At 38.4% G+C, this 23,947-nt stretch carries 19 protein-coding genes and 1 riboswitch; of the genes, 4 read left to right on the top strand and 15 right to left on the bottom strand.

What is annotated here, in order from left to right; translation table 11 throughout:
• Positions 1-220: 220 nt before the first annotated feature.
• The 9 genes from BN1243_RS15895 to BN1243_RS15855 all read right to left on the bottom strand — a co-directional run bounded on the left by BN1243_RS15895 (position 221) and on the right by BN1243_RS15855 (position 12,601).
• Positions 221-1,816 carry a CTP synthase gene (locus tag BN1243_RS15895; protein WP_062108419.1) on the bottom strand — a complete coding sequence of 532 codons (1,596 nt, stop codon included), beginning with the start codon at positions 1,814-1,816 and terminating at the stop codon, positions 221-223.
• Positions 1,817-2,089: 273 nt separating this feature from the next.
• Complete coding sequence (gene rpoE / locus BN1243_RS15890) at positions 2,090-2,632, bottom strand: DNA-directed RNA polymerase subunit delta (protein WP_062108417.1); 543 nt, start codon at positions 2,630-2,632, stop codon at positions 2,090-2,092.
• 190 nt (positions 2,633-2,822) lie between these two features.
• The gene (locus BN1243_RS15885; RefSeq protein WP_062108410.1) at positions 2,823-3,026 is read right to left on the bottom strand and encodes a hypothetical protein; all 204 of its coding nucleotides are present in this window, start codon (positions 3,024-3,026) and stop codon (positions 2,823-2,825) included.
• A gap of 166 nt (positions 3,027-3,192) precedes the next feature.
• Positions 3,193-5,307, bottom strand: a complete 2,115-nt coding sequence (locus tag BN1243_RS15880; protein WP_062110685.1) for a 4Fe-4S dicluster domain-containing protein — start codon at positions 5,305-5,307, stop codon at positions 3,193-3,195.
• Between the two features lie 266 nt (positions 5,308-5,573).
• Complete coding sequence (locus tag BN1243_RS15875) at positions 5,574-6,947, bottom strand: methyl-accepting chemotaxis protein (RefSeq protein WP_407638893.1); 1,374 nt, start codon at positions 6,945-6,947, stop codon at positions 5,574-5,576.
• A 506-nt stretch (positions 6,948-7,453) separates the two neighbouring features.
• The gene (locus tag BN1243_RS15870; RefSeq protein ID WP_062108406.1) at positions 7,454-9,208 is read right to left on the bottom strand and encodes a methyl-accepting chemotaxis protein; all 1,755 of its coding nucleotides are present in this window, start codon (positions 9,206-9,208) and stop codon (positions 7,454-7,456) included.
• A gap of 105 nt (positions 9,209-9,313) precedes the next feature.
• The gene (locus BN1243_RS15865) at positions 9,314-10,591 is read right to left on the bottom strand and encodes an ABC transporter ATP-binding protein (RefSeq protein ID WP_062108404.1); all 1,278 of its coding nucleotides are present in this window, start codon (positions 10,589-10,591) and stop codon (positions 9,314-9,316) included.
• Between the two features lie 2 nt (positions 10,592-10,593).
• Positions 10,594-11,649 carry a FecCD family ABC transporter permease gene (locus tag BN1243_RS15860; protein WP_062108402.1) on the bottom strand — a complete coding sequence of 352 codons (1,056 nt, stop codon included), beginning with the start codon at positions 11,647-11,649 and terminating at the stop codon, positions 10,594-10,596.
• Positions 11,612-12,601 (bottom strand): ABC transporter substrate-binding protein, encoded by a 990-nt coding sequence (locus BN1243_RS15855; protein WP_062108401.1) that lies wholly within the window; start codon positions 12,599-12,601, stop codon positions 11,612-11,614. Before BN1243_RS15855 ends, BN1243_RS15860 begins: the two co-directional genes overlap by 38 nt.
• Positions 12,602-12,724: 123 nt before the next feature.
• Positions 12,725-12,909: riboswitch (cobalamin riboswitch) on the bottom strand.
• A gap of 97 nt (positions 12,910-13,006) precedes the next feature.
• Here BN1243_RS15855 and cls point away from each other — a divergent pair.
• Positions 13,007-14,203, top strand: coding sequence for a cardiolipin synthase (gene cls, locus BN1243_RS15850; RefSeq protein WP_062110683.1), 1,197 nt, complete (start codon positions 13,007-13,009; stop codon positions 14,201-14,203).
• Positions 14,204-14,326: 123 nt separating this feature from the next.
• On the opposite strand, the gene argS is transcribed toward cls, so the two are convergent.
• Both argS and BN1243_RS15840 read right to left on the bottom strand, forming a co-directional pair.
• Positions 14,327-15,997, bottom strand: coding sequence for an arginine--tRNA ligase (gene argS / locus BN1243_RS15845; protein WP_062108399.1), 1,671 nt, complete (start codon positions 15,995-15,997; stop codon positions 14,327-14,329).
• Entirely contained in the window at positions 15,997-16,419 is a 423-nt protein-coding gene (locus tag BN1243_RS15840) for a YwiB family protein (RefSeq protein ID WP_069201879.1), read from the bottom strand. Before BN1243_RS15840 ends, argS begins: the two co-directional genes overlap by 1 nt.
• Positions 16,420-16,726: 307 nt before the next feature.
• Between BN1243_RS15840 and BN1243_RS15835 the strand changes: the two genes are divergently transcribed.
• On the top strand, positions 16,727-18,724 hold the full coding sequence (locus tag BN1243_RS15835; protein WP_069201793.1) for a transglycosylase domain-containing protein: 1,998 nt from the start codon (positions 16,727-16,729) through the stop codon (positions 18,722-18,724).
• A gap of 601 nt (positions 18,725-19,325) precedes the next feature.
• Here BN1243_RS15835 and BN1243_RS15830 read toward each other — a convergent pair.
• Complete coding sequence (locus tag BN1243_RS15830) at positions 19,326-19,850, bottom strand: YwhD family protein (protein WP_062108395.1); 525 nt, start codon at positions 19,848-19,850, stop codon at positions 19,326-19,328.
• Positions 19,851-19,871: 21 nt separating this feature from the next.
• A complete protein-coding gene (locus tag BN1243_RS15825; RefSeq protein ID WP_062108392.1) occupies positions 19,872-20,537 on the bottom strand; it encodes a site-2 protease family protein in 666 nt (221 codons plus the stop codon).
• Positions 20,538-20,686: 149 nt separating this feature from the next.
• Between BN1243_RS15825 and BN1243_RS15820 the strand changes: the two genes are divergently transcribed.
• Positions 20,687-20,872, top strand: a complete 186-nt coding sequence (locus BN1243_RS15820) for a 2-hydroxymuconate tautomerase (protein ID WP_062108390.1) — start codon at positions 20,687-20,689, stop codon at positions 20,870-20,872.
• A 150-nt stretch (positions 20,873-21,022) separates the two neighbouring features.
• Here BN1243_RS15820 and BN1243_RS15815 read toward each other — a convergent pair whose 3' ends face one another.
• Entirely contained in the window at positions 21,023-21,532 is a 510-nt protein-coding gene (locus BN1243_RS15815) for a YwgA family protein (RefSeq protein ID WP_062108383.1), read from the bottom strand.
• Between the two features lie 39 nt (positions 21,533-21,571).
• Positions 21,572-22,873 carry an HD domain-containing protein gene (locus BN1243_RS15810; RefSeq protein ID WP_062108381.1) on the bottom strand — a complete coding sequence of 434 codons (1,302 nt, stop codon included), beginning with the start codon at positions 22,871-22,873 and terminating at the stop codon, positions 21,572-21,574.
• Between the two features lie 280 nt (positions 22,874-23,153).
• On the opposite strand from BN1243_RS15810, the gene BN1243_RS15805 reads away from it, so the two are divergent.
• Positions 23,154-23,867 (top strand): RsfA family transcriptional regulator, encoded by a 714-nt coding sequence (locus BN1243_RS15805; protein ID WP_062110681.1) that lies wholly within the window; start codon positions 23,154-23,156, stop codon positions 23,865-23,867.
• The last annotated feature ends 80 nt before the right edge of the window (positions 23,868-23,947 follow it).

The raw sequence follows: 23,947 nt of genomic DNA, 5'->3' as shown, positions 1-23,947 counted from the left end.
TTTAAGCACGTTGATCGGAGCAGAAGGTGCGAGACTCCTGCGGGAATAACATGAGCCTTGAGACCCCGCAAGTCGCACAGCGACTGAGGAGGCTCAAGCCATGCCCGCGGAAAGCGAGTGCCTTCTGCGGAAATCAACACCCTCGTTTAAAACAACTAAAAGAGGCAGCCAAAAAGGGAAGTGATCTTCCACTTTTTGGACAGCCCCCTTCTCTATTTCTTTAATTTTTAAAAGATGCTTCAATAAAACGGTAAAACAATGGGTGTGGCTTAGTTGGACGTGATTTGAATTCTGGATGGAATTGGCTTGCGACAAACCAAGGATGATCCTTTAATTCCACAATTTCTACTAAGCGGCCATCTGGGCTTGTACCAGAAAAGATAAATCCGTGTGCTTCCATTTGCTCCCGATATAAATTATTGAATTCATAACGATGGCGATGGCGTTCCTCTATCAAATCTTGGTCATAGGCTTCATACGCTTTTGTACCTTGTTCAATTTTACATGGATAAAGGCCAAGACGTAATGTTCCGCCTAAGTCTTCTACATCTCCTTGATCAGGCAATAAATCAATAATAGGGTATTCTGTCTCAGGAACAAGTTCTGATGAATGAGCTGATTCCAACCCTAAGACATTACGTGCATATTCAATGGATGATAGCTGCATTCCTAAGCAGATCCCAAGAAATGGGACTTTCTTTTCGCGGGCATATTGAATGGCTGCTAATTTCCCATCTACTCCGCGATCACCAAATCCGCCTGGAACTAAAATACCATCTACATCGCTTAGTAATTCTGCGACATTTTCAGAAGAAAGATCTTCAGCATTTAACCATTTAATATCAATATCAGAATCGAATGCATAGCCTGCATGTTTCAAGGCTTCGACTACAGAAATATAAGCATCTTGAAGCTCTACATATTTTCCAACGAGGGCGATTTTCGTTGTTTTAATCAGTCCTGAAACTTTTTCTACTAGTTGCTTCCATTCGGTCATATCTGCTTCATTACAAATTAATTTAAGGTGATTACAAACAATTTCATCTAGCTTTTGTTCCTGCAAAGAGAGTGGAATGGAGTACAAAGTGCTGGCATCCCGCGCCTCAATGACTGAACCTTTATCAATATCACAAAATAATGCTAACTTATCTTTCATTTCTTCAGAAATCGGGTGTTCTGTGCGGACGACTAGAACATTTGGTTGAATCCCTAAACTATGAAGTTCTTTCACGCTATGCTGCGTTGGCTTTGTTTTCATTTCCCCAGCAGCTTGTAAATAAGGAATAAGCGTACAATGAATATACATAACATTGTTTAGGCCAACATCATACTTCATTTGACGAATGGCTTCTAGAAAAGGCAGAGACTCGATATCGCCAACCGTTCCCCCAATTTCTGTAATAACTACATCTGCTTTCGTCTTTTCTGCTGCCCGGTAAATACGCTCTTTAATTTCATTCGTAATATGAGGAATGACTTGAACAGTTCCACCAAGGTAATCACCACGGCGTTCTTTTTTAATAACCTCTGAGTATACTTTCCCTGTCGTCACATTACTAAATTTATTAAGATTAATATCAATAAAACGCTCATAATGGCCAAGGTCTAGGTCTGTTTCAGCTCCATCATCAGTCACAAATACTTCTCCATGCTGATAGGGGCTCATTGTTCCAGGGTCAACATTAAGATAAGGGTCGAATTTTTGAATGGTTACACTGAGGCCGCGATTTTTGAGGAGTCGGCCGAGGGATGCTGCTGTGATTCCTTTCCCTAGTGAAGAAACTACTCCGCCGGTTACAAAAATAAATTTAGACACGTTTTTTCCTCCTTTTATAATTGCACTTGGTAGTCTTTTTCTTCCAATAAAAAAAAGACTCCATTTTTACTTTATAACGTGGGCGATTCGACAAACGTCATTGTCCCGCATAAAGTGAACTTCAATCAGTAGGGGTCTTACAGTTAGTTAATCTTAGCTAAAATAAAAAACGCTCCCGCTACAATTGTAGGGGAGCGTGCTCGGTTATTTTTCGTCCTTTTTCAAGGAGCCCAAATAGAATTGTACCTATTCGATTTTATGAAGTCAAGTGCCTTATTCTTCCTCGTCTTCCTCGAATTCTTCGTCCTCTTCGTCTTCTGCGTCAAATTCTTCATCTTCTTCAAGAATGGCGTCTTCTTCAAAATCTTCGTCATCCTCAAATTCTTCTTCGCGCAGGACTTCTAGACTTTCATCTTCCTCTTCTTCTTCATCATCACCAAAGTCTTCATCTTCATCAAGATCAAAATCCTCGTCCTCAATATCTTCAATGAACTCATCATCATCTTGCTGTGATTTTTTCTTTTTCTTCTTCGGTTTAGTTGGGACAATGACTTCATCATCAATTTGATCCATCGGATACCAATCCCTTAGTCCCCAGCGATTTTCTCCAAGTGAAATGAATCGACCATCGACATTTAAATCCGTGTAAAACTGTACCATTCTCGATTGCATTTCATCAGGAGATAGTTCAAGGGCGGCTGCCATTTCATCAAGTAATCTTTGAAATGAAATTGTTTCTCTTTTTTCTTCAAACATTTGAAATGCGATTTCAATTAAGGACATTTCTTTTAATTCTTCTTTAGACAGCTGCAGCATGTTGAAAAATCGCTCCTTTTCATTCTATATATTTAGAAGGTATTGGTCGCCAATATTTTTAGCCGTGCTTCTAATAGCTGTTTCCGAATGCTTATATCTTCACTTTGGCGTCTATTTACCCTATGCTAAAAAATCCATACTTCCCATTATAAACAAATCTATTTCATTTATGCCACTCTTTTTCCAATAATTATTTGAATTTATTAGGTTCTTCCTTTTCTGGCTGTTGCTCATCTTCTTCCTCACGTGAATTTTTAGTATAAATATAATAGACCAAATAAAATAAAACAATGGATGCAAGCAAAAATGGAATAGCTCCAAGTGATTTTTGATATAAAAAGTAGCTGATCACTAAGAGGAAAAAACTCAATATAATCACTAGTGCAATTTTCATTCATCCACATCCTGTCAGTAAGGGATTTCCTTCATTTTAAACCGAACAGCGTAAGAGAGCAAAAAAGAAACATACTATTCCGCTAGAAACTTTCCGCTGCGAAAAAGCTCCTTAATAAATGTTAAAAAATAGACAGGGGCCCCCCTATCTATTTTTTTATGAAATATTATAAAACTTCGGCCTTTTGCGGCTCCCCGATTACAGATTTCTCAAGAAGTTCCGCAATATCGTATGTGCTAATTATGTCTTCCACTTCTTTTGCCTTAGTGCCATCTGAAATCATTGTTAAACAGTATGGACATCCTGAACTAATAACAGACGGCTCAACAGCTAACGCTTGCTCTGTCCTTGCAACATTTATCCTTTCACCTGTATCCTCTTCCATCCACATTAATCCACCGCCAGCACCACAGCACATTCCATTCTCGCGGTTTCGCTCCATTTCCACCAGCTTTACTCCAGGAATTGCTTTTAAAATTTCTCGGGGTGGATCATACACATCATTATATCGTCCTAGATAACATGAATCATGGAACGTTATTTTTTCTTCAACGGCATATTTTGGTTGTAATCGTCCTTCTTTTAAAAGTTCATACAATAATTCTGAATGATGGTAAACTTCTGCGTGCAGTCCAAAATCGGGATATTCACTTTTAAAAATATTATATGCATGCGGGTCAATCGTTACGATTTTTTTTACATTATGTTTCTCAAACTCTGCAATATTAGCAGTAGCTAGTTCTTGGAATAAAAACTCATTCCCAAGTCGACGTGGTGTATCACCAGAATTCTTTTCTTTATTCCCAAGAATAGCAAAACTCACATTCGCTTGATTGAGTAGCTTTGCAAAGGATAGAGCAATTTTTTGACTACGATTATCAAATGCTCCCATGGAACCAACCCAGAGTAGGTATTCAAAGCTTTCGCCAGCCTTTTTTAATTCTTTCACTGTCGGAACTTGAACATCGTTACGTGTATGACGCCAGTCTTCTTTCTCTTTTCGATTAAGCCCCCATGGATTCCCTTGACGTTCAATATTTTGCAGCGCACGCTGGGCATCAGGGTTCATTTTTCCTTCAGTCAAGACTAGATAACGGCGCATATCCATAATATGACTGACATGTTTATTCATAACAGGGCATTGATCTTCACAGTTACGACATGTAGTACAAGCCCATAACTCTTCCTCGGTTATAATATCTCCAATCATATTAGGTGCATATTCTACTGTTGCAGCAGCTTCGATTGTACCTTTTTCTGAAGCTGCCTTCGCCAATTGGTTCCCAACCGTTCCGGAAAAGGCATAGGTTGGAACCCAAGGTTGTTTGCTCGTAACAGCTGCACCATAATTCGTAAGATGATCACGGAGTTTCGTCATAATGTGCATCGGAGAAAGCATTTTTCCCGTACCTGACGCTGGACACATATTTGTACAACGGCCACATTCCACACAAGCATAAAGATCTAAAAGCTGTAAGTCTGTAAAATCGTTAATTTTCCCTACTCCGAAGCTTTCCTGTGTCTCATCTTCAAAGTTAATAGGTAACAGTTTTTTCCCGCCATCTGGTGGATTTAAATAGACGTTTGCAGGGCCAGCGATAAGGTGAGCGTGCTTCGATTGTGGTACGTACACAAGGAAGGCAAGCAAGAGCAGTAAGTGCAGCCACCAAGCTATATAAAAGAGTACTGCTGCTGCCGTTGGATGGAGCCAACTGAATCCAACGGCAATTGCCGAGGCGACTGGTTCCGCCCATGAGAGGGAGTCTGCATGCCAAACAATCGCCATCCCGTTTCCGAGTAGAACAGAAAGCATCAATCCACCGATAAAGAGTAAAACAAGTCCAGCATAAAATCCGCGTTTTAAGCGGGCTAATTTTTCGATATAGCGCCGGTAAAATGCCCAAAGAACAGCAACAAGAATCGTGATCGTCACGATCTCCTGAAAAAATTTAAATCCCGGATACAATGGTCCAAGTGGCACATGGGAGCCTGGCACAAGCCCTTTCCAAATAAAATCAATCGCACCAAATTGAACAAGGATAAATCCGTAAAAGAACATAATATGAATAATTCCACTTTTCTTATCTTTCAATAGTCTTTTCTGTCCGAACACATTCTCCCAAATTTTTTGAAGTCGCATTTTTACATTGCTATCAAACTCTTGCTTTTTCCCCAGCTTGATAAAGGCGATTCTCGTTTTCACAACATAAACAAAGAGAAAAATGGCATATGCGGTTATAGCGAGGAATGCAACCCAATTCATCCAAAATAGTATATCCATGACCAATAATTCTCCTCCCCATTATATAGACTCTTCACTTGCACCAAGTTTGGCTAACTTTTACTTTTATCAAACTAATTATTCTGAATGTTATTACTTATCATATAAAATGAATGGTCATTCAGTCAATAGAGATCTTATAAAAACAATATGCGACTTATCGTAAATCATGATTGTTGATTATGTCGGAGATAGCTTTTAAGCCAATTAAAAAAGCAACCATACTCAAAATGAGTATGGTTGCTTCATATAGTGAAAGTCTTACATCAAAATCTAAAATTATTCACTTGACCATTAAGCTTTTCAGCAAGATTAGCTAATTCTTCTGCGCTTCCAGCAATTTCTTCCATCGTAGCACTTGATTGCTCTGTTGATGCTGCTGCCTGTTCAACTCCTGCTGCTGATTGCTCGGCAACTGCTGCTATTTCTTCGACAGATTTGGACATCTCGATACTATTTTTAGCAATGTCATGCAGGTTCACAGAAATACCTTGGATTTTAGCCGCCATATCTGTTACAGATTCATTAATTTTACCGAAGGTCTTGCCAGTTACTTGTATTTGATTTGTGCCATTTTCTACTTCTTTAAAGCTAGCTTCTAATGAATAAACGACATCATTAGAATTCCCTGCTATTGCTTTTACAATGTTTGTGATTTCACCGACTGAATTAGAAACTTGTTCCGAAAGTTTTCGAACTTCTGTCGCTACAACGGCAAAACCTTTCCCATGCTCTCCTGCCCGTGCAGCTTCTATTGCTGCGTTTAAAGAGAGCAGGTTTGTTTGTTCAGCGATTTCTTGAATAACTTGAACAAGTTTAGAAATTTTCTTCGTTTCTTCATTTAAACCTTTTACATTTTGGACCGCGACTGCAACTCGTTCATGGATGCTGTCCATTTGCGAAACGGATTGATTCATTAAGACTTGTCCTTCTTCTGTCATCGTTAAGATCGCTTCTGAACTATTTCCGACATCAACACCATGTTTATTTGCTTCATCAATTTTTTGATTGAAATCTTCCATCATCTCATTTAATGCTGTTGCACTACTTGCCTGTGATTCGGCACCAGAAGAAAGCTCCTGCATCGTTGAAGCAATCTGTTCTCCACCATCTCTTACTTCATTCGTGGATTGCATTAATTCTTCACTATGAATACTAACCGTTCCAGAAACGTCAGCCACTTGCTGAATGACATTGCGAAGATTGGCACTCATTTTATTCATCGCTATTGCAAGTCGACCAATTTCATCGTTCCCATTATAATCAAGGGCATTAACCGTTAAATCTCCATCAGCAATTTGGTTACTCATCGCGACTACTTTATTTAAACTGCGCGAAATCACTCTACTAATAATAAAAACTAATACTCCACCTATTAAAATCGATAAAACCGTTGATATAAGCAAAACTAATACAGCACTTTTCTGGCTTTCCCCAGCTTCTTCAATAGCCAATGTACGCTCATCGTTTACTTGAGTACGAAGTTTTTCTAAATAGTCAACGATTTCAGTACGATAATTGTTGGATTGAGATAAAAAGAGATTAACAATATTTTCATCCCCTTTTTCAACGGCAGGGACAAGATTGTCTAGGAAAAGAGAATTTAATAGATCATTACTATTCACAATTTGTGTGTACATTTCCTTCTGTGACTGGGTGTTCATACTTTGCTCAATTTCTGTAGCGAGACGATTAAAATTTTCATTTTGAGCATTGTACTCGTCAATAGTCGCTTGACTTCCGTTTTTCGCATAATTGGAGATTCTAATCCCTTTTTCACTAATGAGCGATCCCATCTCAGTAAGCATAATGGATCGATCTCCCCGATTATTCAGTACAGTCATTTTCTCATCGATCGTTCTTAAAGAATCAAATACAATCGTTGTTGAGATGCCAAATAATATAAAAATTAAAACTAAAGATACCCCAAATTTCCAGCCTATTTTTAAGTTCTTAAATCTTATTTTTTTTAGCATTTTCCCCACTCCGTCTGCTGATTTTCTCTAGTAGTCATTGTTAGTACATTCAACCTATTCCCTATGAAAAATTTACCAATACTTTTATCATAGGTAATTTTCTAACATATTTCAACAAAAACTGACAGAATTAGATAAGAATCTACAGAAAATTTTTAAAAGAGGTCGAACTACAGGCTGAATTTATTAACTTGAGCGTTTAATTTTTCAGCAAGCGTTGCTAGTTCATCGGCACTATTTGAGATTTCTACCATTGAACTGCTTGATTGTTGGGCTGAAGCTGCGGCCTGTTCAATTCCAGCTGCTGATTCTTCTGCAACAGCTGCAACTTCTTCCACTTGCTTGTACATCTCTCCACTACTTTGAGTTAATTCTTTAAGATTGATCGAGATATTTTGAATCCTCTCTACCATTTGGTCAACAGAGGAATTAATTGTTTCAAAGGTTTGACCTGTGATCTTGATTTGGTTCGTACCACTTTCCACTTCTTTAAAACTAGATTCTAGCGAAAGAACAGCAAGTTCTGATCCATTTAATATATTTCCTACAATTGTTGTAATTTCTCCAACAGAAACCGAAACTTGCTCAGCTAATTTTCTCACTTCTGCCGCGACAACAGCAAAACCTTTTCCATGTTCACCTGCTCTTGCCGCTTCAATAGCTGCGTTTAATGATAATAGGTTCGTCTGCTCGGCGATCTCTTGAATAACTCGAACTAGTTTAGAAATTTCCTGGGTTTCATTGTTCAGCCCTTTTACATTTTGAACCGCATCTTTAACTTTCTCATGAATATTTTCCATTTGTGATACCGATTGTTCCATAAGGACTTTTCCATCATTCGTCAGCGTTACGACAGTACTAGACGTTTTTTCAATCTCTTTCCCGTTCCGATCAGCATCCGTTATTTTCGTAGTAAAGTCTTCCATTATTTCTGTAAGGGAAGTTGCACTATTTGCTTGCGATTCCGCGCCTGATGCCAGTTCTTGCATCGTAATCGCAATTTGCTCTCCGCCTTCTTTTACTTCACTGGCTGATTGGGTAAATTCCTCACTTTGACTTGTGATCGTTTCCGTCGCATTCGAAACATTAAAAATCATTTCCCGAAGATTACTTTGCATTTGATTTAATGCCCTTGCCAGTTCCCCCACTTCATCACTTGATTTTATATTCAATGGTTCCTGAGCTAAATTTCCGTTCGCAAGCTCGTTCATATGCTCTGACACATGATTAATCGGCTTGGCGATTCCACTAGCAAACAACCAAATGATTACGGCGCCTAATAAAAGGGAGAGTCCCGTTACAAAGATAACTAAGTATAAAACATCATTCGCGGGTTGATTAAAGTCCAACATATAGGCACTTGCAACAATCGTCCAGCCCCAAAACGGATCCTTCCTGGAAAATGAGACTTTTTCTTCTATTTGGTTTTCATCATTCGGCATTGGCCAAGAAAAATAAGTAAACCCGCCGCCATTTGCGCCCGTTTTGATCGTTTCTTGGGTCGAGTTCACGCCATTAGGGTCAACGCTATCCCAAGTGTTTTTCCCTTCCATCATTGGGTGTGCTAATAAATTCCCTTGATCATCAAGCACAAACATATAACCATATTCTCCTAAATCAACGTATGGATTGATTGGTCGTTTTCCATCTGCGTCCTTTTCGCCTAACATAGCCATCTTCACTTGCTCTTGTGCTTCTTCTAACGATAGACTCCCTGCTTTTACTTCTCTATCTAACATCGCAATCGAATTAATCGTTGATTCTACACTATTCTTCAAATTCGTTTTGCCTAAATCACCAAGACTGGAACTACTTTTTTGATAAGCTAGTGTTCCTAATGTGATGAGTGGGATTGATAAAAGCAGGAATGAAATAAAGATCAATTTAACTCTAATAGATGATGAAAAAAATTTGAATAAGCGCATGATCGCGCACCTCTCTCCGAATAAATTACTTACTATGTTTTCTTTATCGGAAAAAGTTAAAAGATTTAAATAGCATGTGCCTGGCACGCCCCGAATTTTGTCGAATCAAATTTGACCAATTTGCTCCTTAAGTCCCCTATGGATTAAGGTTTCCATTTTATCAATTGCTAATGGCGATCCAGATTGGGTTGAAGCAATGATAACTGCTCCCTTATTCGAACGGCCCGTTGTTAATATTTGCGCTTCACTAACAGCCATGATCCCGCGAATAAAACCTTCATCAGATAATATTCCATTTACAAAAATGATAATATTACAACTATTCATTTCCATTCCTGCAACTAATAGTATAAAAATCTGTTCATATGTACCGTATCGGATTGGTCCACTATTACCTGTTCCTAGGAGGATTGTTTCTTCAGGGAGAGAATCCCTTTCGACAGGATTGAAGGACTGAATAAATGTACGCTTCCAGCCAATTCCACTCCAAAGCTCTGTGGTAGCCATCACTTTTAAAGGAATGGGAGATTTTAGAACGGCGTTATTTTCTGTGACTTCTATATATTTTTCGCTAATGGTCATCGGCTGTTCATCGACTTTTTCAACTATTGATGGCAATAGAACCATTTGCGGCTTTGGCACTTTAGGATGCGGCTGTTTTTCAATCATCGTTTCATAAACATCTTGAATTCGCTTTTCCTTTAGTACTTCATCTACACTTCCCAACGCACTTACCGTTCCATGATGTAATAGCAGCAGTCGATCACAATAAAGACTTGCAATATTTAAATCATGAAAGATTGATACAATTGCAAGACCTTGTTGCCTCGCCCACACCATTAACTGGTCAAGCAATTCCTTTTGAAAAGAAAGATCAAGATGGTTGGTTGGTTCATCCAATAATAAAATTTTCGGTTCTTGAGCAAGTGCCTGAGCTAGAAAAACCCGTTGGCGTTCACCGCCTGAAAGCTCATGTAAAAGTTTATTTTGAAATTTTTCAATTCCAGTAACTTGCATCGCTTCTCGAATCGCCTGCTCATCTTTTTGGCTACGAGACGAAAGCAAGCCGCGTTGGTGAGCATATCTGCCAAGTGAAACGGTCTCTTTTACTGTGTATGCAAAGACTTCAGAGGAAACTTGTGGTAAAACAGCGATATTTCTTGCCAATTCTTTTGAAGTAAAGTTTTCGAGAGGTTGATTATTGATCAAAACCTCACCTTGTTCAGCTTTTAGCAGACCGCTAATTATTTTTAATAATGTTGTTTTACCACTTCCATTCGGACCAAGAATCCCGAATAGCTCACCACTTGCAACGGAAAACGATACATTCTCCAAAATTTTATGTCCTGGATAGCCTCCAGTTACATTTTTTACAATTAGCATTTTTATCCTCTTCCTTCAAAACGTCTTCTCATTAAAATCACAGCAAACACAGGGGCTCCAATTAGAGCAGTAATAACACCAATTGGCAATTCAGCTGGTTGAATAATAACTCGAGCAATTAAATCAGCTAAAATCAAAAAGCCAGCACCTGAAAGTAACGATAATGGTAAAAGATGCTTATGATCAGGGCCCCATAGCAGCCGTGTCAGATGAGGGATTACTAATCCTACAAAACCAATTGTTCCAGATACAGCAACCGCCGCACCTGTTAATAATGAACCCGAGATCAAAACTAGTAATTTCCGCCGTTCAACATTAACACCTAGATGTTTCGCTCGCTCTTCCCCGAATGACATTGCATTTAATTCTCCAGCATTTAGCATTAACAAAAAGGAAGCGATGAGGAAAAAGGGTAAGATGATCCAAACGTAACTCCAGCCTCGCATCGAGACACTCCCGAGCAGCCAACCAATAATCTGTCTCAGTTCTTCACCTGATAAAGCAATCATTAAAGAAAGAAAAGCACCTAAAAAAGAACTAAATATAATTCCTGTTAAAATAATCGTCTCCACTTTCATGGACGGCTCAATACTTCTTGCAAAAAACAATACGATGAAGATCGTTATAAAAGCAGCTAAAATACTAAAAAGTGGTAATGTAAATAGCCCGATGAAAGGTAAGCTAATTTGAAAAAAGATGACGATGACTGCCCCAACGGACGCCCCTGAAGAGACACCGAGTGTATACGGATCTGCAAGCGGATTGCGCAGTAATCCTTGAAAGGCTGCTCCTGCCATAGCAAGTGAACCGCCGACAAATCCTGCAAGTAAAACCCGCGGGAGACGGATATTCATTACAATATTAGATAGCATTTGATCAGGATTCGTTGGAAGATGAAGAAGATGATTGCCGAAAATGGCAATCATCTCTCCAAATGGAACACGGACCGTTCCAATCCCTATCCCAAGAAAGATAGATAGAACTAGAAATCCACAAGTAATGATATATGGAATAATTCGTTTATTCCCCAAAAACTTCTGGATAAATCGCCTTTGCAAGCTCCTCTACTCCTTCGATAATCCGCGGGCCGGAACGACTCACTAGATCTTCATTCACTAAGTAAACTTGGTTTTCCTTTACGGCTGTTATATCTTGCCAAGCTGGACGCTTTTTAATTTCTTCAACTTCATTCTCGATAAAACCTACTGTTGTAATAATAACGTCCGGATTAAATTCTACAATTGCCTCTTCATTCATTTGCACCCAGCCGTCTTGATTTTCCGCAACATTTTGTGCATGAATAATTTCCAACATTTCATTCATAAACGTATTATTTCCCGTTGTAAAGATCGGATCTACACCAACTTCAATGAATACACTTTTTTGATCAGTGATCGATTTTGCCTTTTCCTTCAGCTCATCGATTTTTGTTTTCATTTCTTGATTTAATTGTTCGGCTTCAGCTGATTTTCCGATGGCTTTACCTATCATTTCGATCGAATCATAAACTGCTGCAAAACTTTGTGCATCATTTATGACAAGAACTTTTATACCACTATCTTCAATCTGTTTTATACCTGCTTCCCACATACCAAGATTGGATTCATGTGCAAGCACTAAATCTGGCTCTAACGAGAGCACCTTCTCTACATTTAACTCAAAGCCAGCTGCAACCTTTTCGATATTGTCTGCTTCCTGCGGATAATTATCATATTCCGTTGAAGCACCAACTAAGGTCTCACCTTTTTCTAGTGCAAAAACAACCTCTGTGTTACTTGGCATGAGCGATATAATTTTCTTTGGCTCACTCGCAATTTCTACATCTGAATCACGGGCATCCTTTATAGTAACTGGAAAACTTTCTTCGCCTTTTGAAATTTCTCCACTCTCATTTGATCCTTGTGAAATATTTTGATTCTCATCAGGCTTTGGATTACTATCATTCCCACAAGCGGCGAGAACACCAAACACTAATAAAATTGCTGTTAACAATGCATAAATCTTCTTCATTACTTATCCTCCTTATCTTGGTGAAAACAAAAAACATCTTTCATATACGAGAAAGATGTGTTGGTGAAAAGGTATAATAGGCATGCCAAAGCTACCCGCTTTCACCCCTTATCCTCGCAAGGCTCTGGTGTAACAGAATTGGCAGGTCTCCTGGCTCATGATCATTGCTTACTGCACCTTCCCATGCAAAAGCACAGTGGTCATTGCAGCTTGCTCCCATTGACAGTGGCGGGACCGCGTTGGATTTACACCAACTTCCCTTTTAAGTCGGAAGATGAATTTCCGACACCAAATCTAAATATATTTAATTTGCCATCTCCGATTATACATGCTTTTTATGATATTGACATCTTTTTGGTCAAAAAGGGGAATAATAAACGAGGTACAATTTTCGGGGGGATGAATATGAGATGGCTTTTTGGAATTGTGTTTATTTTAATATTCATCACAATCGGCGGTTATGTTGATTTTCTCCTCGGGAGACTTTCCCATCAAAGACACTATAAGAAACAGGATTATCCATTAAGATTTGGCGATCTACAACTCATAACAAGCGGTCCTGATTTATATAGAACTTATTTTCAGGATCTTAAGAAAGCTCATTCTTCCATCCAAATCATCTTTTACATAGTTCAGAACGATCATTTTAGTAATGTGTTTTTTGAAATTTTAAAGGAACAAGCCGAAAAAGGTATCCAAATCCATTTACTTTTGGATCAAATAGGCAGTCGAAAGGTTCCTAAGAAGTGGTTTGATCAAGCACAGCTTAGCGGTATCAAGATTTCCTTTTGCCACCGGCTCCGCTTCCCCTTTTTCTTTTTTTCTCTGCAACAGCGTAATCATCGAAAAGTTACCATTATTGATGGGAAAATCGGCTATCTCGGCGGCTACAACATTGGAATGGAATACATTGATTTAGATCCTAAACTGACACCATGGCGTGATTATCATATTCGTCTGAAAGGTGAAGGAGTTGCTGATTTACAACAGGAATTTTGGTTAGACTGGAACAAAGCTACTGGAGAGCGGCTGAAACGGGAGGAAACAGAATTACCTTACCAAGGAAGAATGGTACATAAAATATTTCCTACGGTCGGAATTGGTTTGGAAGAGGTGATGATCGAACATATTCATAAGGCGCAAACAACTATTATTATTGGAACTCCTTATTTTATACCGCCTAAAAATATCTTCCTTGCTCTCATAAAAGCATTAGAAAGAGGAGTAGATGTTAAAGTTCTTGTTCCAAAGACCTCTGACCACCCAATTGTAAAAGAAGCATCGTTTCGTTATTTACGCCAACTCCTTGATCTAGGTTGTTCTGTTTATCATTTTCAAAATGGGTTTTATCATGCAAAGGTACTGGTGATTGATGATGACTTTTGCGACATCGGTACAGCTAATTTTGATTATCGCAGCATGCTGATTAATTATGAAATAAACTGTTTTATTTATGATAAAACTTTCATTTCAGAAGTTGAAGCAACTTTGGCAGAAGATATGAATCAATCTGAAAAGCTTTCTCTTGAAGGGCTAAAAAAGGTTGGGGTTTTGGTACGAATGAAAGAATGGGTTGGATGGATAATTAAAGGGCTGCTTTAAGTCTCATTCCCATGATAAATAGACTTCCACACATAAAACAGCCCGAATACACGCTAATCCTGTGGGATTTACTACTTTCCCACGAAAAGCGAAATGTATTCGAGCTGTAGATTCATTTTTACTTTACATTTTCTCCGGTGCGGAAACGCCAACTAAAGCTAATGCGTTTTTCAACGTAGTTTGAACTGCCTTAACAAGAGCAAGTCTTGCTTCAGTTTCATTCTTATTAGCTTCATTTAGCACTTTTTCGGCATTATAAAAACTATGGAAAGTAGAAGCTAGGTCATAAATATAATGGGTGATGCGATGTGGTATCCGTTTTTCTGCTGCATCTGCAACGACCTGTGGAAATTCACCCAACTGTTTTAATAAGTCCACTGTCTTTTCACTAGTAAGTGAATCGACATTTGTATCTTCACTAAATGCAAAACCTTTTTCGTCGGCAGATCGAAGTATACTACAAATTCGGGCATGAGCATATTGAGCATAATACACTGGGTTTTCATTTGATTCTGATACAGCTAAATCCAAATCAAAATCCATATGCGTATCAGAACTTCTCATCGCAAAGAAATAGCGAGTCGCATCTAAACCAACTTCCTCAACTAAATCTCGCATCGTAACAGCTTTCCCTGTTCGTTTACTCATTTTCATTTTTTCGCCATCTTTATAAAGCTGAACAAGCTGAATAATCTCTACCTCTAAACGCTCTCTATCATATCCAAGTGCTTCAATCGCTGCTTTCATCCGGGGAATATATCCATGATGATCTGCACCCCAAATATTGATTAGTTTATCAAAGCCACGGGATATTTTATCTAAATGATAGGCAATATCTGGTGTTAAATACGTGTAACTGCCATCATTTTTTATTAAAACGCGGTCCTTGTCATCGCCAAAATCCGTAGACCTAAACCAAGTTGCCCCATCTTTTTCATAAATATGGCCTTTTTCACGAAGCTGATTTAACGCAGGTTCTATTTTTCCATTTTCATATAAAGATGTTTCAGAGTACCAAACATCGAAAGGAACACGGAAATCTTCCAAGTCCTTTTTCAACTTTGCTAGCTCGTAATCTAATCCGTAACGACGGAAAAATTCAAACCGCTCTTTTTCTCCATAATGGACAAATTTATCACCATGTTCTTCAGCAAGCTTCTTGCCGATTCCGATAATGTCTTTTCCATGATAGCCATCTTCAGGCATTTCTTTTTCAAGACCTAATGCTTGAAAATAGCGTGCTTCAACAGATAATGCCAAGTTATTGATTTGGTTTCCTGCATCATTTATGTAAAATTCTCTTGATACATCATAACCAGCTTTATCTAAAATATTGCATAAGGAATCACCTACAGCTGCCCCGCGTGCATGACCTAAGTGCAGGTCGCCAGTAGGATTCGCTGAAACAAATTCCACTTGAACTTTTTGATCGTTACCAAAGTTTGAACGTCCGTAATCATTTCCTTGCTTCAAGATAGTTGGGACGAGTTCAGTTAAATAGCTATTATCCATATAAAAGTTTATAAATCCAGGACCAGCAATCTCTATTTTTTCAATAGAAGCCTTTGAGAGTTCGAGATGAGCTTGAATTTCTTCTGCAATTTTACGCGGCGCCATTTTGGCAACCCTAGCCAATTGCATAGCCATATTAGTTGAGAAATCTCCATGCAGTTTATCTTTAGGAGTTTCTAATACTACATCAGGTAATTGGTCTTCACTCGCAAGACCTGCTTTCATCACAGCTGCTTTAATTTCATCTTTTAAATTTAATTGAAGTTGTTCGACAATGTTCATTAGTTCATCTCCTTATAAACAATATCCATTTTATAGATACCGGCATGCGTTCCTTGCATAGCCAAATCGTAAGCTAGATTTAATTCGCCTGCACATTTATCGTTTTCATAATGATGTACAAGCTTTTTAGTGTTAGTCGTTATGAAAAGATTTCCAAATTCACTTTCATGGGAACCATTTCGTTCTTCAAATAGACGGAAACTTAAGCGCATTTTGAGTAACCCGCTTCTTAGTATCGTCGCCTCGTCTTCTACCATTTTCACAACGGTATGAATGGTTCCTCCCTTTTGAACCTCATCATACTTCAAATAAATGGTATTCCCCTTTTTATAATGATGCCCAAAAACAGTTAATTCATAGGTTTCTTCTTCTTCATCTATTTTGACTGTTGTAGTTAGATGTATTTTAACCGGGGTTTTCATATCCACTGACAAAAGAATCCACCCTTTTCTTTATTTCATCTGTCCCTACAGACTGAACATACTAATACCGTTTTTACGTTCTACTTTTGTTGTAACCTTTTTATTATAGGAAATTTTTATGTGAAAGTCTATTCATACTGAGTGCGCTCATAAACGAAAAGGCATTTTTAGTAGTAAACATTTATATATTCGAATACTCATTTTTCTCTCTCAGATCCCTTATATTTTTTCACAACTTGTTGAATAAAAAGATGCTTTAACTATCATACTGGTTAGTAAAAGATTGCTAGACTTTGGGGGGATCCTAATGGAGGCTGAAATCAAAACGCGAAAAAAGAAATGGCGAAATATTCGCCTGTTGACGTATTGCAGTTTCATTGCAATTGGGATATTCTCCATTCTCTTACTATCATTCATTATTTATATTAAAGTTCTCGGTCCACCACCTTTGGCGATACCTCAATCAACTTTGTATTATGCTGCAGACGGAACTGTCTTTGGGGAAAGTAATAGTGGCGAAAAACGCTATTGGGTCGAGCTTCAGGATATTTCTCCAAATGCTGTGAATGCTGCGATCGCCATAGAAGACCGAACATTTTATAGCCACCATGGCTTTGATTTCAAAAGAATTGGCGGAGCCGTTTTAGCTAATGTCAAATCGGGCAGTAAAGTTCAAGGCGCCAGTACAATTACCCAACAATATGCTCGCAATCTTTTCTTAACAATGGATAAGACTTGGAAACGGAAAATTTCCGAGGCTGCCTATGCGGCAAGGTTAGAGTTTCATTATGATAAGGATCAAATCTTAGAAGGTTACTTAAATACAATTAATTTCGGGCATGGTGCATACGGCATCGAAGCAGCAAGCCAATTCTTTTTCGGGAAAAATGCAGATGAATTAACACTGGCGGAAGGCGCCATGTTGATGGGGATACCGAAAGGCCCTAATATATATTCCCCTTTGAAAAACGAAGAAAAGGCAAGGAATAGGCAATTACTTATTTTACGAGAAATGAAAAGAAGTGGATTTATTAGTCCAGAAGAAGAAAAGGCTGCCGCCAATGAAAGGTTAGTTTATATTGGAAAACATCCTTACCATAAACCAGAAATAGCACCCTATTTTTTTGATGCTGTCAAAAAGGAATTGGTGACAACTGTTGGTTTAGATGAAAGAGCAGTTGAACTCGGCGGGCTAAAAGTGTACACAACTATGGACTTGGAACAGCAAAAGATCGCTGAAAAGGTAGTAGGTGAATCTATTTCTGAGCAATCAGATATACAGGTAGGATTTGCAGCAATGGATCCGAAAACTGGATTTGTTACAGCACTTGTTGGTGGACGTGATTATATGGAAAGCTCCTTTAATCGTGCAACTCAAGCGGTTCGACAGCCTGGCTCAACGATTAAACCACTTCTTTATTATGCAGCTCTAGAGCGAGGGTTTACACCGGCGACTTTACTTAGAAGTGAACCAACAACCTTTACTTATGACGATGGGAAATCACAATATACTCCACAGAATTTTAATAATAAATATGCTAAAGAAGAAATTACAATGGCTCAGGCTTTGGCTTTATCCGACAATATTTATGCTGTGAAAACACATCTATTTCTAGGGGAAGATGTCCTCGTTAAAACCGTTAAAGATTTTGGTATTCACTCGAAAATGACTCAAGTCCCTTCTCTTGCACTTGGCAGTTCTGGAATTAAAGTGTTGGAACTTCTTAATGCGTACGGCATGTTAGCAAATGGCGGCAAAAAACTTGAGCCCGTTTTTATTAAAAGAGTTGAGAATCAAGAGGGAAAGGTTATTTTTGAGGCCGAAGAAATCAGTGAGCAAATTCTCGATCCTAACTTAGCGTTTGTTATGAGTCATATGATGACTGGGATGTTTGATCCTAAATTAAACGGTTATGCGACAGTCACTGGAACTTCCATCGCCAGCCAGATGAGCCGCGTATATGCCGGAAAGTCAGGCTCAACAAACTCAGATTACTGGATGGCAGGCTTTACACCAGGACTTGCGGCTGTTGTCTGGACTGGCTATGATCAGGGGAATGAAATTACATTAACAGCCGATAAATTATATGCGAAAAACATTTGGATTCGCTTTATGGAGCAATCTATAAAGGGTCAACCTGAAGAATTACATGTTTTCAAACCGCCTTCTGGTGTCGAAGCTGTTCCGCTGGATCCTCATAATGGAAAGTGGGCCACTAACATGTGTCCAGTATTTAGACTTACCTATTTCGTCAAAGGAACAGAACCAGAAGAATTTTGTACAGATCACCTTTTTGGTCTCTAAAGGTGCAACCTAAGTTTTACTAAACCCTATTTAATCAAATGTTTGATTAACATAAAAACTCCCAAGGTGTGCGGCCTTGGGAGTTTTCACATTAGAGAAAGCGAAAGGTCTTCGCTTTTCTTTGTCCAGCTTCAGCGCCTAGCACCTTGCAAACTTCTACGCTTCTTCCTACGATAAGTCAACATCGATTCACCCTACCGGGTTCATCGTGTTTCCTTTATCTCAGGCCAACAGGACGTTGGTCAGAACGGCGTTGCGCCAGGGACGGCGCGCCTTTAGCCGTTCATCCTTATTATAGAAGTTTGTACGGTGCTGAACAGGCGCTTCCGCTTTTCTTTGTCCAGCTTCAGCGCCTAGCACCTTGCAAACTTCTACGCTTCTTCCTACGATAAGTCAACATCGGCTCGTTCCTCGCCGTGTTTCCTTTATCTCGTCAGAAGCTAGGAAGTTTGTACGGTGCTGAACAGGCGCTTCCGCTTTTCTTTGTCCTAGTTTGCCATGAGCAAACTACATGTAAGTTTACTCACTTTTCGGGAAATCGGCAAGAAGAAGGGCCGAAATTTATCCCACATGTCATAAAGTGTTCACATATAAGATAACCCTATTTAAGAAAAGCTCCTTTGAACTCCTCTTCTGAACGATTCCAAATTTGCACATCATATTCCTTTAAGAAAGCGCCCAGTTTCTGTCTAGATTCTTGATCCATGTTTTCCACAATCACATGTCCCTTCATCGCTTTATCCATGTGATTCACATGCTCTGGCATTGATTTGTATCCTCTGCGTGCAGGACGATTAACATACAACTCACATGCTGCCACACCTGAATAATAAGGTCCTTCTGGCTTTCGATCAAGAACTATCCAGATGACCCAATATTTTTTCGTATCTTCTTTCGGAAACGCAGCATACAGTTCCTCTAAGCTTTTTAAATAGCGAATTCCCCGTTCTGTTTTACTTCGAGCGTGCATAACTTGAGGATCAATCCATACTTCCCCTTCTGCAACGTCGATTAATAGCGGGGTAACATTTTCTAGACTAAGGGAACCGACACCATATCCTTTATGCCCATCAACTGGGTCATTTTTTAAAATATTAAATTCAACCTTACGTTTATTTTGGTCCATAAACCGCACCTCCTTCTATTTTTAAAAAAATATCGAGAAGAACCTTTGAATACTTTGCATAATAAATGGCACTCCATTGTAAATAATCGGATAAATTGTATACTTCCCGAGTGGCGTAATCACAAGAATTAAAAAGATAAGTGTACCGTACTGTTCATATTGCGTCATTTTTACACGAACAGACGGTGATACTAAGTCTTCCACAATTCTATAACCATCCAATGGTGGTAGTGGAATTAAATTAAACACAAACAGTAATACATTAAAATAAACAAATAGCTTTAAAAATTGGATGACTAGAGGATGCAGTGATCCTTCGACACCAGTAGCAACTAGTACATAAAAAATACCAGTCCCAATAATGGCTAATATAAAATTACTGATTGGTCCCATCAATGAAACAAGGATGCCCCCTAATCGGGGATTCCTAAAGTTACGCCGGTTGACCGGAACGGGACGCGCCCAGCCAAAGCCAAAAATAAAAATGAGTAAAGTTCCAATTGGATCAAGATGTTGAATCGGGTTAAGTGTTAATCTCCCCTGATCTTTTGCTGTAGTATCCCCCATTTTATAGGCCGTAAAAGCATGGGCAAATTCATGTACAGTAAAGGCAATCAATAAAACTACCGCAATGAGCGGTATTTGTTCCAATGGGAATCTGAGAAATCTCTCAAGAAATCCTTCCACATATCCAACTCCTTTGGTTATCAATATATCTATACTTGATATTATACAAAAACTTTGAAAAATCCTCATTCAATCTGTTTCAAGTCTTGATTCATAGAAAGAAAAGACATACACTTTCTTTAATACATATTTTTATGAGGTGAATGTACATGCCATACGTTACAGTTAAAATGTTAGAGGGTCGTTCAGAGGATCAAAAAAAGGCACTTGTTGAAAAAGTTACAGCAGCTGTCAGCGAGACTACTGGAGCCCCTGAAGAAAAAATCGTTGTGTTTATTGAGGAAATGAGTAAAAACCATTACGCTGTAGGCGGTAAAAGACTTAGCGATCAGTAAAGTGGAAGCGTTCGTTCCGCAAAGGAAAGGAAAATAAAAATGAGATGCTGATGGTCGAAGCATTTTACGACTATCAGCATCTTTTTTTATAAAAACATAACAAAACTCTCATTCCTTAATGGCGCTTTTCCCAAAAAAGCAGCACACGTTTTATTTCGTCATAGCTGTCTTTTTTAATTCTTCTATATAAGTATAAGCTTCTGTAATTTCTTCTTCTGTATAAGATTGCTTACGTTTCAATGTATGAATCTTTTCTTCGACTTCTATCTTCGGAAGCTGATCGAAGTATAGAACTGTCGATACAAGCTCAAGAAATCGAGCACTTTTTTGATTAAGATTCATCAAGCACTCTTCCAATTTCGGAATAACCATATTGGATAAATTGACAAATTCCCTACCGTTCTCTGTTACTTCATATTTATATTGATAATAGTTCCCTTTATCTTCCATTGTCTCCTCTATAAATCCAAAGTTACAAAGCTCTTCTACTCTCAAAGTAAGCTCTTCTGAATAAGGACCATAAAAATGGAATTCAAACTTCTCTTGAAAAGGAAAACCCATTTTTTTCGATATATACACCATTTTTTGCAATTTTTTCCGTCCGACAATCTCTTTAGATGCTGCAAAGAGATTCATTAATCTTTGATGGTCGTTCAGCATGGCAAACGATTCAACTCCTGATTCAATTTTTCATTGTTACTAGTCCTTTTTCAATATAGACATGATTTGCTGCTTTATTTCAGCATGCTTCGAATAATCTGTGAGTAGATCTTCGGGATAATACAATTTATGGTCGGTACGCCGTTTGCCTGATATAGCTTCAACGATAGTCGACTCTCGTGATAATTCGTGTAATTCTCCATCTGACATTGATAAATGGATCGGCAGTCGCTCTTCTTCCTCACCTGGACGGTAAAAATCATATGGTAGATCTGAAGATGAATCGACAGCTAAATAATAATCAGGATCAATTTCTGCCTTATGAAAAAGTTCTTCCAACGTTCCTAATAATTTATATTGGTTAGCCGGATCAAACTCGACGTATTTCAGCAGATTACGATTCATAAATCGATAACACAAATCACTTAAAATATTGTCTTCTTCCTCTTCCCACATTTGAAAATAATATAAAATTACAGGTTCATCTAATTTTAGATAATCTTCCAATGTAACATTTTCCTCGAAAAGAGAAATAAAATGTAAAGGTTGATATTTAAAGTGATAGGAACTTTCATACAATGCCTTAGCCCGTTGTAAGATTTTTGTTAAAATGACTTCTGCACTTCGGGTTACTGGATGAAAGTAAACTTGCCAATACATTTGATAGCGGCTCATAATATAATCTTCCACAGCATGCATTCCTGTTGATTTGAAAACGACCTGATCCTCACGCGGCCTCATAACCCGCAATATCCGCTCCATATCAAAATGACCATAACTTACCCCTGTAAAGTAGGCATCACGCTGAAGGTAATCCATCCTATCTGCATCGATTTGGCTAGATATTAGACTTACAACTAGTTTATCAGGATAAGTTTTTCCAATTACATCTGCAACTTTTTGAGGGAAATCAAGGCTGACTTGACGTAAAACCTCATTGACCTCAGTATTTCCTAATATAATTTTCCTCGTAAATAGCTCATGATCTGTATGATACACTTTTTCAAACGAATGAGAAAAGGGACCATGGCCAAGATCGTGCAATAGTGCAGCACAAAGTGAAAGCAGTCTTTCTTGTTCATTCCACTCCGGCCGTCCTTCAAACACATCATCAACGATTCTCCGAACAATTTCATACACGCCTAATGAATGGTTAAAGCGACTATGCTCTGCACCATGAAATGTTAAATAAGTTGTCCCGAGTTGTTTAATTCGCCTGAGTCGTTGAAATTCCTTTGTTCCAATCAGACTCCATATTATTTTATCTCTTACATGTACATATCGATGAACAGGGTCTTTGAACACTTTTTCTTCACTTAATTTTAGTTGGGTATGATCCAATTTACATGCCCTCTTCCTATCTATCATGTTTCTATTATATCGGCTTTAGTTCTTTTTATAAAGTCATCATTATCTAGTACTTTTTTTACCAATTTGGTATAAAAATTGGTTTTGTTGTCCATTCTAATCCTAACGAGAATAAATGAGGCAAGGCTTCTAAAAAATATGACCCTTAAATTAATTCGATCTATCTTTTTGATTCGACATATTTCGGGGCGTGCCAGGCACCAAAAGTAGACTTGCCTAAAAATAAAAATGGGAGATGAAGACAATGACAGTAATAAAAACAAGGCAAGATGCATGGACAGAAGAAAATGATTTATTACTAGCTGAAACAGTATTACGCCATGTACGTGAAGGAAGCACTCAACTAAATGCTTTTGAAGAGGTGGGTGACAAACTTAATCGCACTTCAGCAGCTTGCGGATTTAGATGGAATGCTGTTGTTCGCCATCAATATGAGAAAGCTTTAGATTTAGCTAAAAAACAACGGAAACAACGTCATCGCATGTTAGGTAAGGATCAAGGCGGAAAAAAGAAATTACTTTATCAACCACCTGTAACACTATTAAATGAAACAGAAGTTGATTTGGCAGATACATTTAGGAGGCTTGAGGAGGAAACAGAAGAAGCAAGTCAAATTCCTTTTAGTGGCAACCTTCTACCTGCACCTGTATCAGCTGGCACGATGAATTTGGAGAGTGTTATAGCTTTCCTTCAAACTCTTCAAAGTTCAGAGTTTCATACAGATATCCTTCGTAAAGAGAATGAGAGATTGAAAAGGGAAATGATGGATTTAGCTGAGGAAAATAAAAATTTACAGAAACAAGTCTCCATGCTAGAGGATAACTCGGTGACAATGCAAGAAGACTACGAAACATTGATGAAAATTCTAAACCGCGCCAGAAAATTGGTATTGTTTGATGAAGAGGATCCTGCTTCCACTACTTTTAAAATGGACCGCAACGGAAACTTGGAGAAAATGGCCGAGTAATAAAAATAAGTGAATAAATTTCTTATAATTGTATAGATTAAAAGCCGTGACATCCCCCAGTCACGGCTTTAATTAATTCA

Origin of the sequence: Bacillus niameyensis, from assembly GCF_001375535.1 — a bacterium.
Lineage (GTDB): Bacteria > Bacillota > Bacilli > Bacillales > Bacillaceae_C > Lederbergia > Lederbergia niameyensis.
This window is presented reverse-complemented; position numbering and strand designations above follow the sequence as displayed.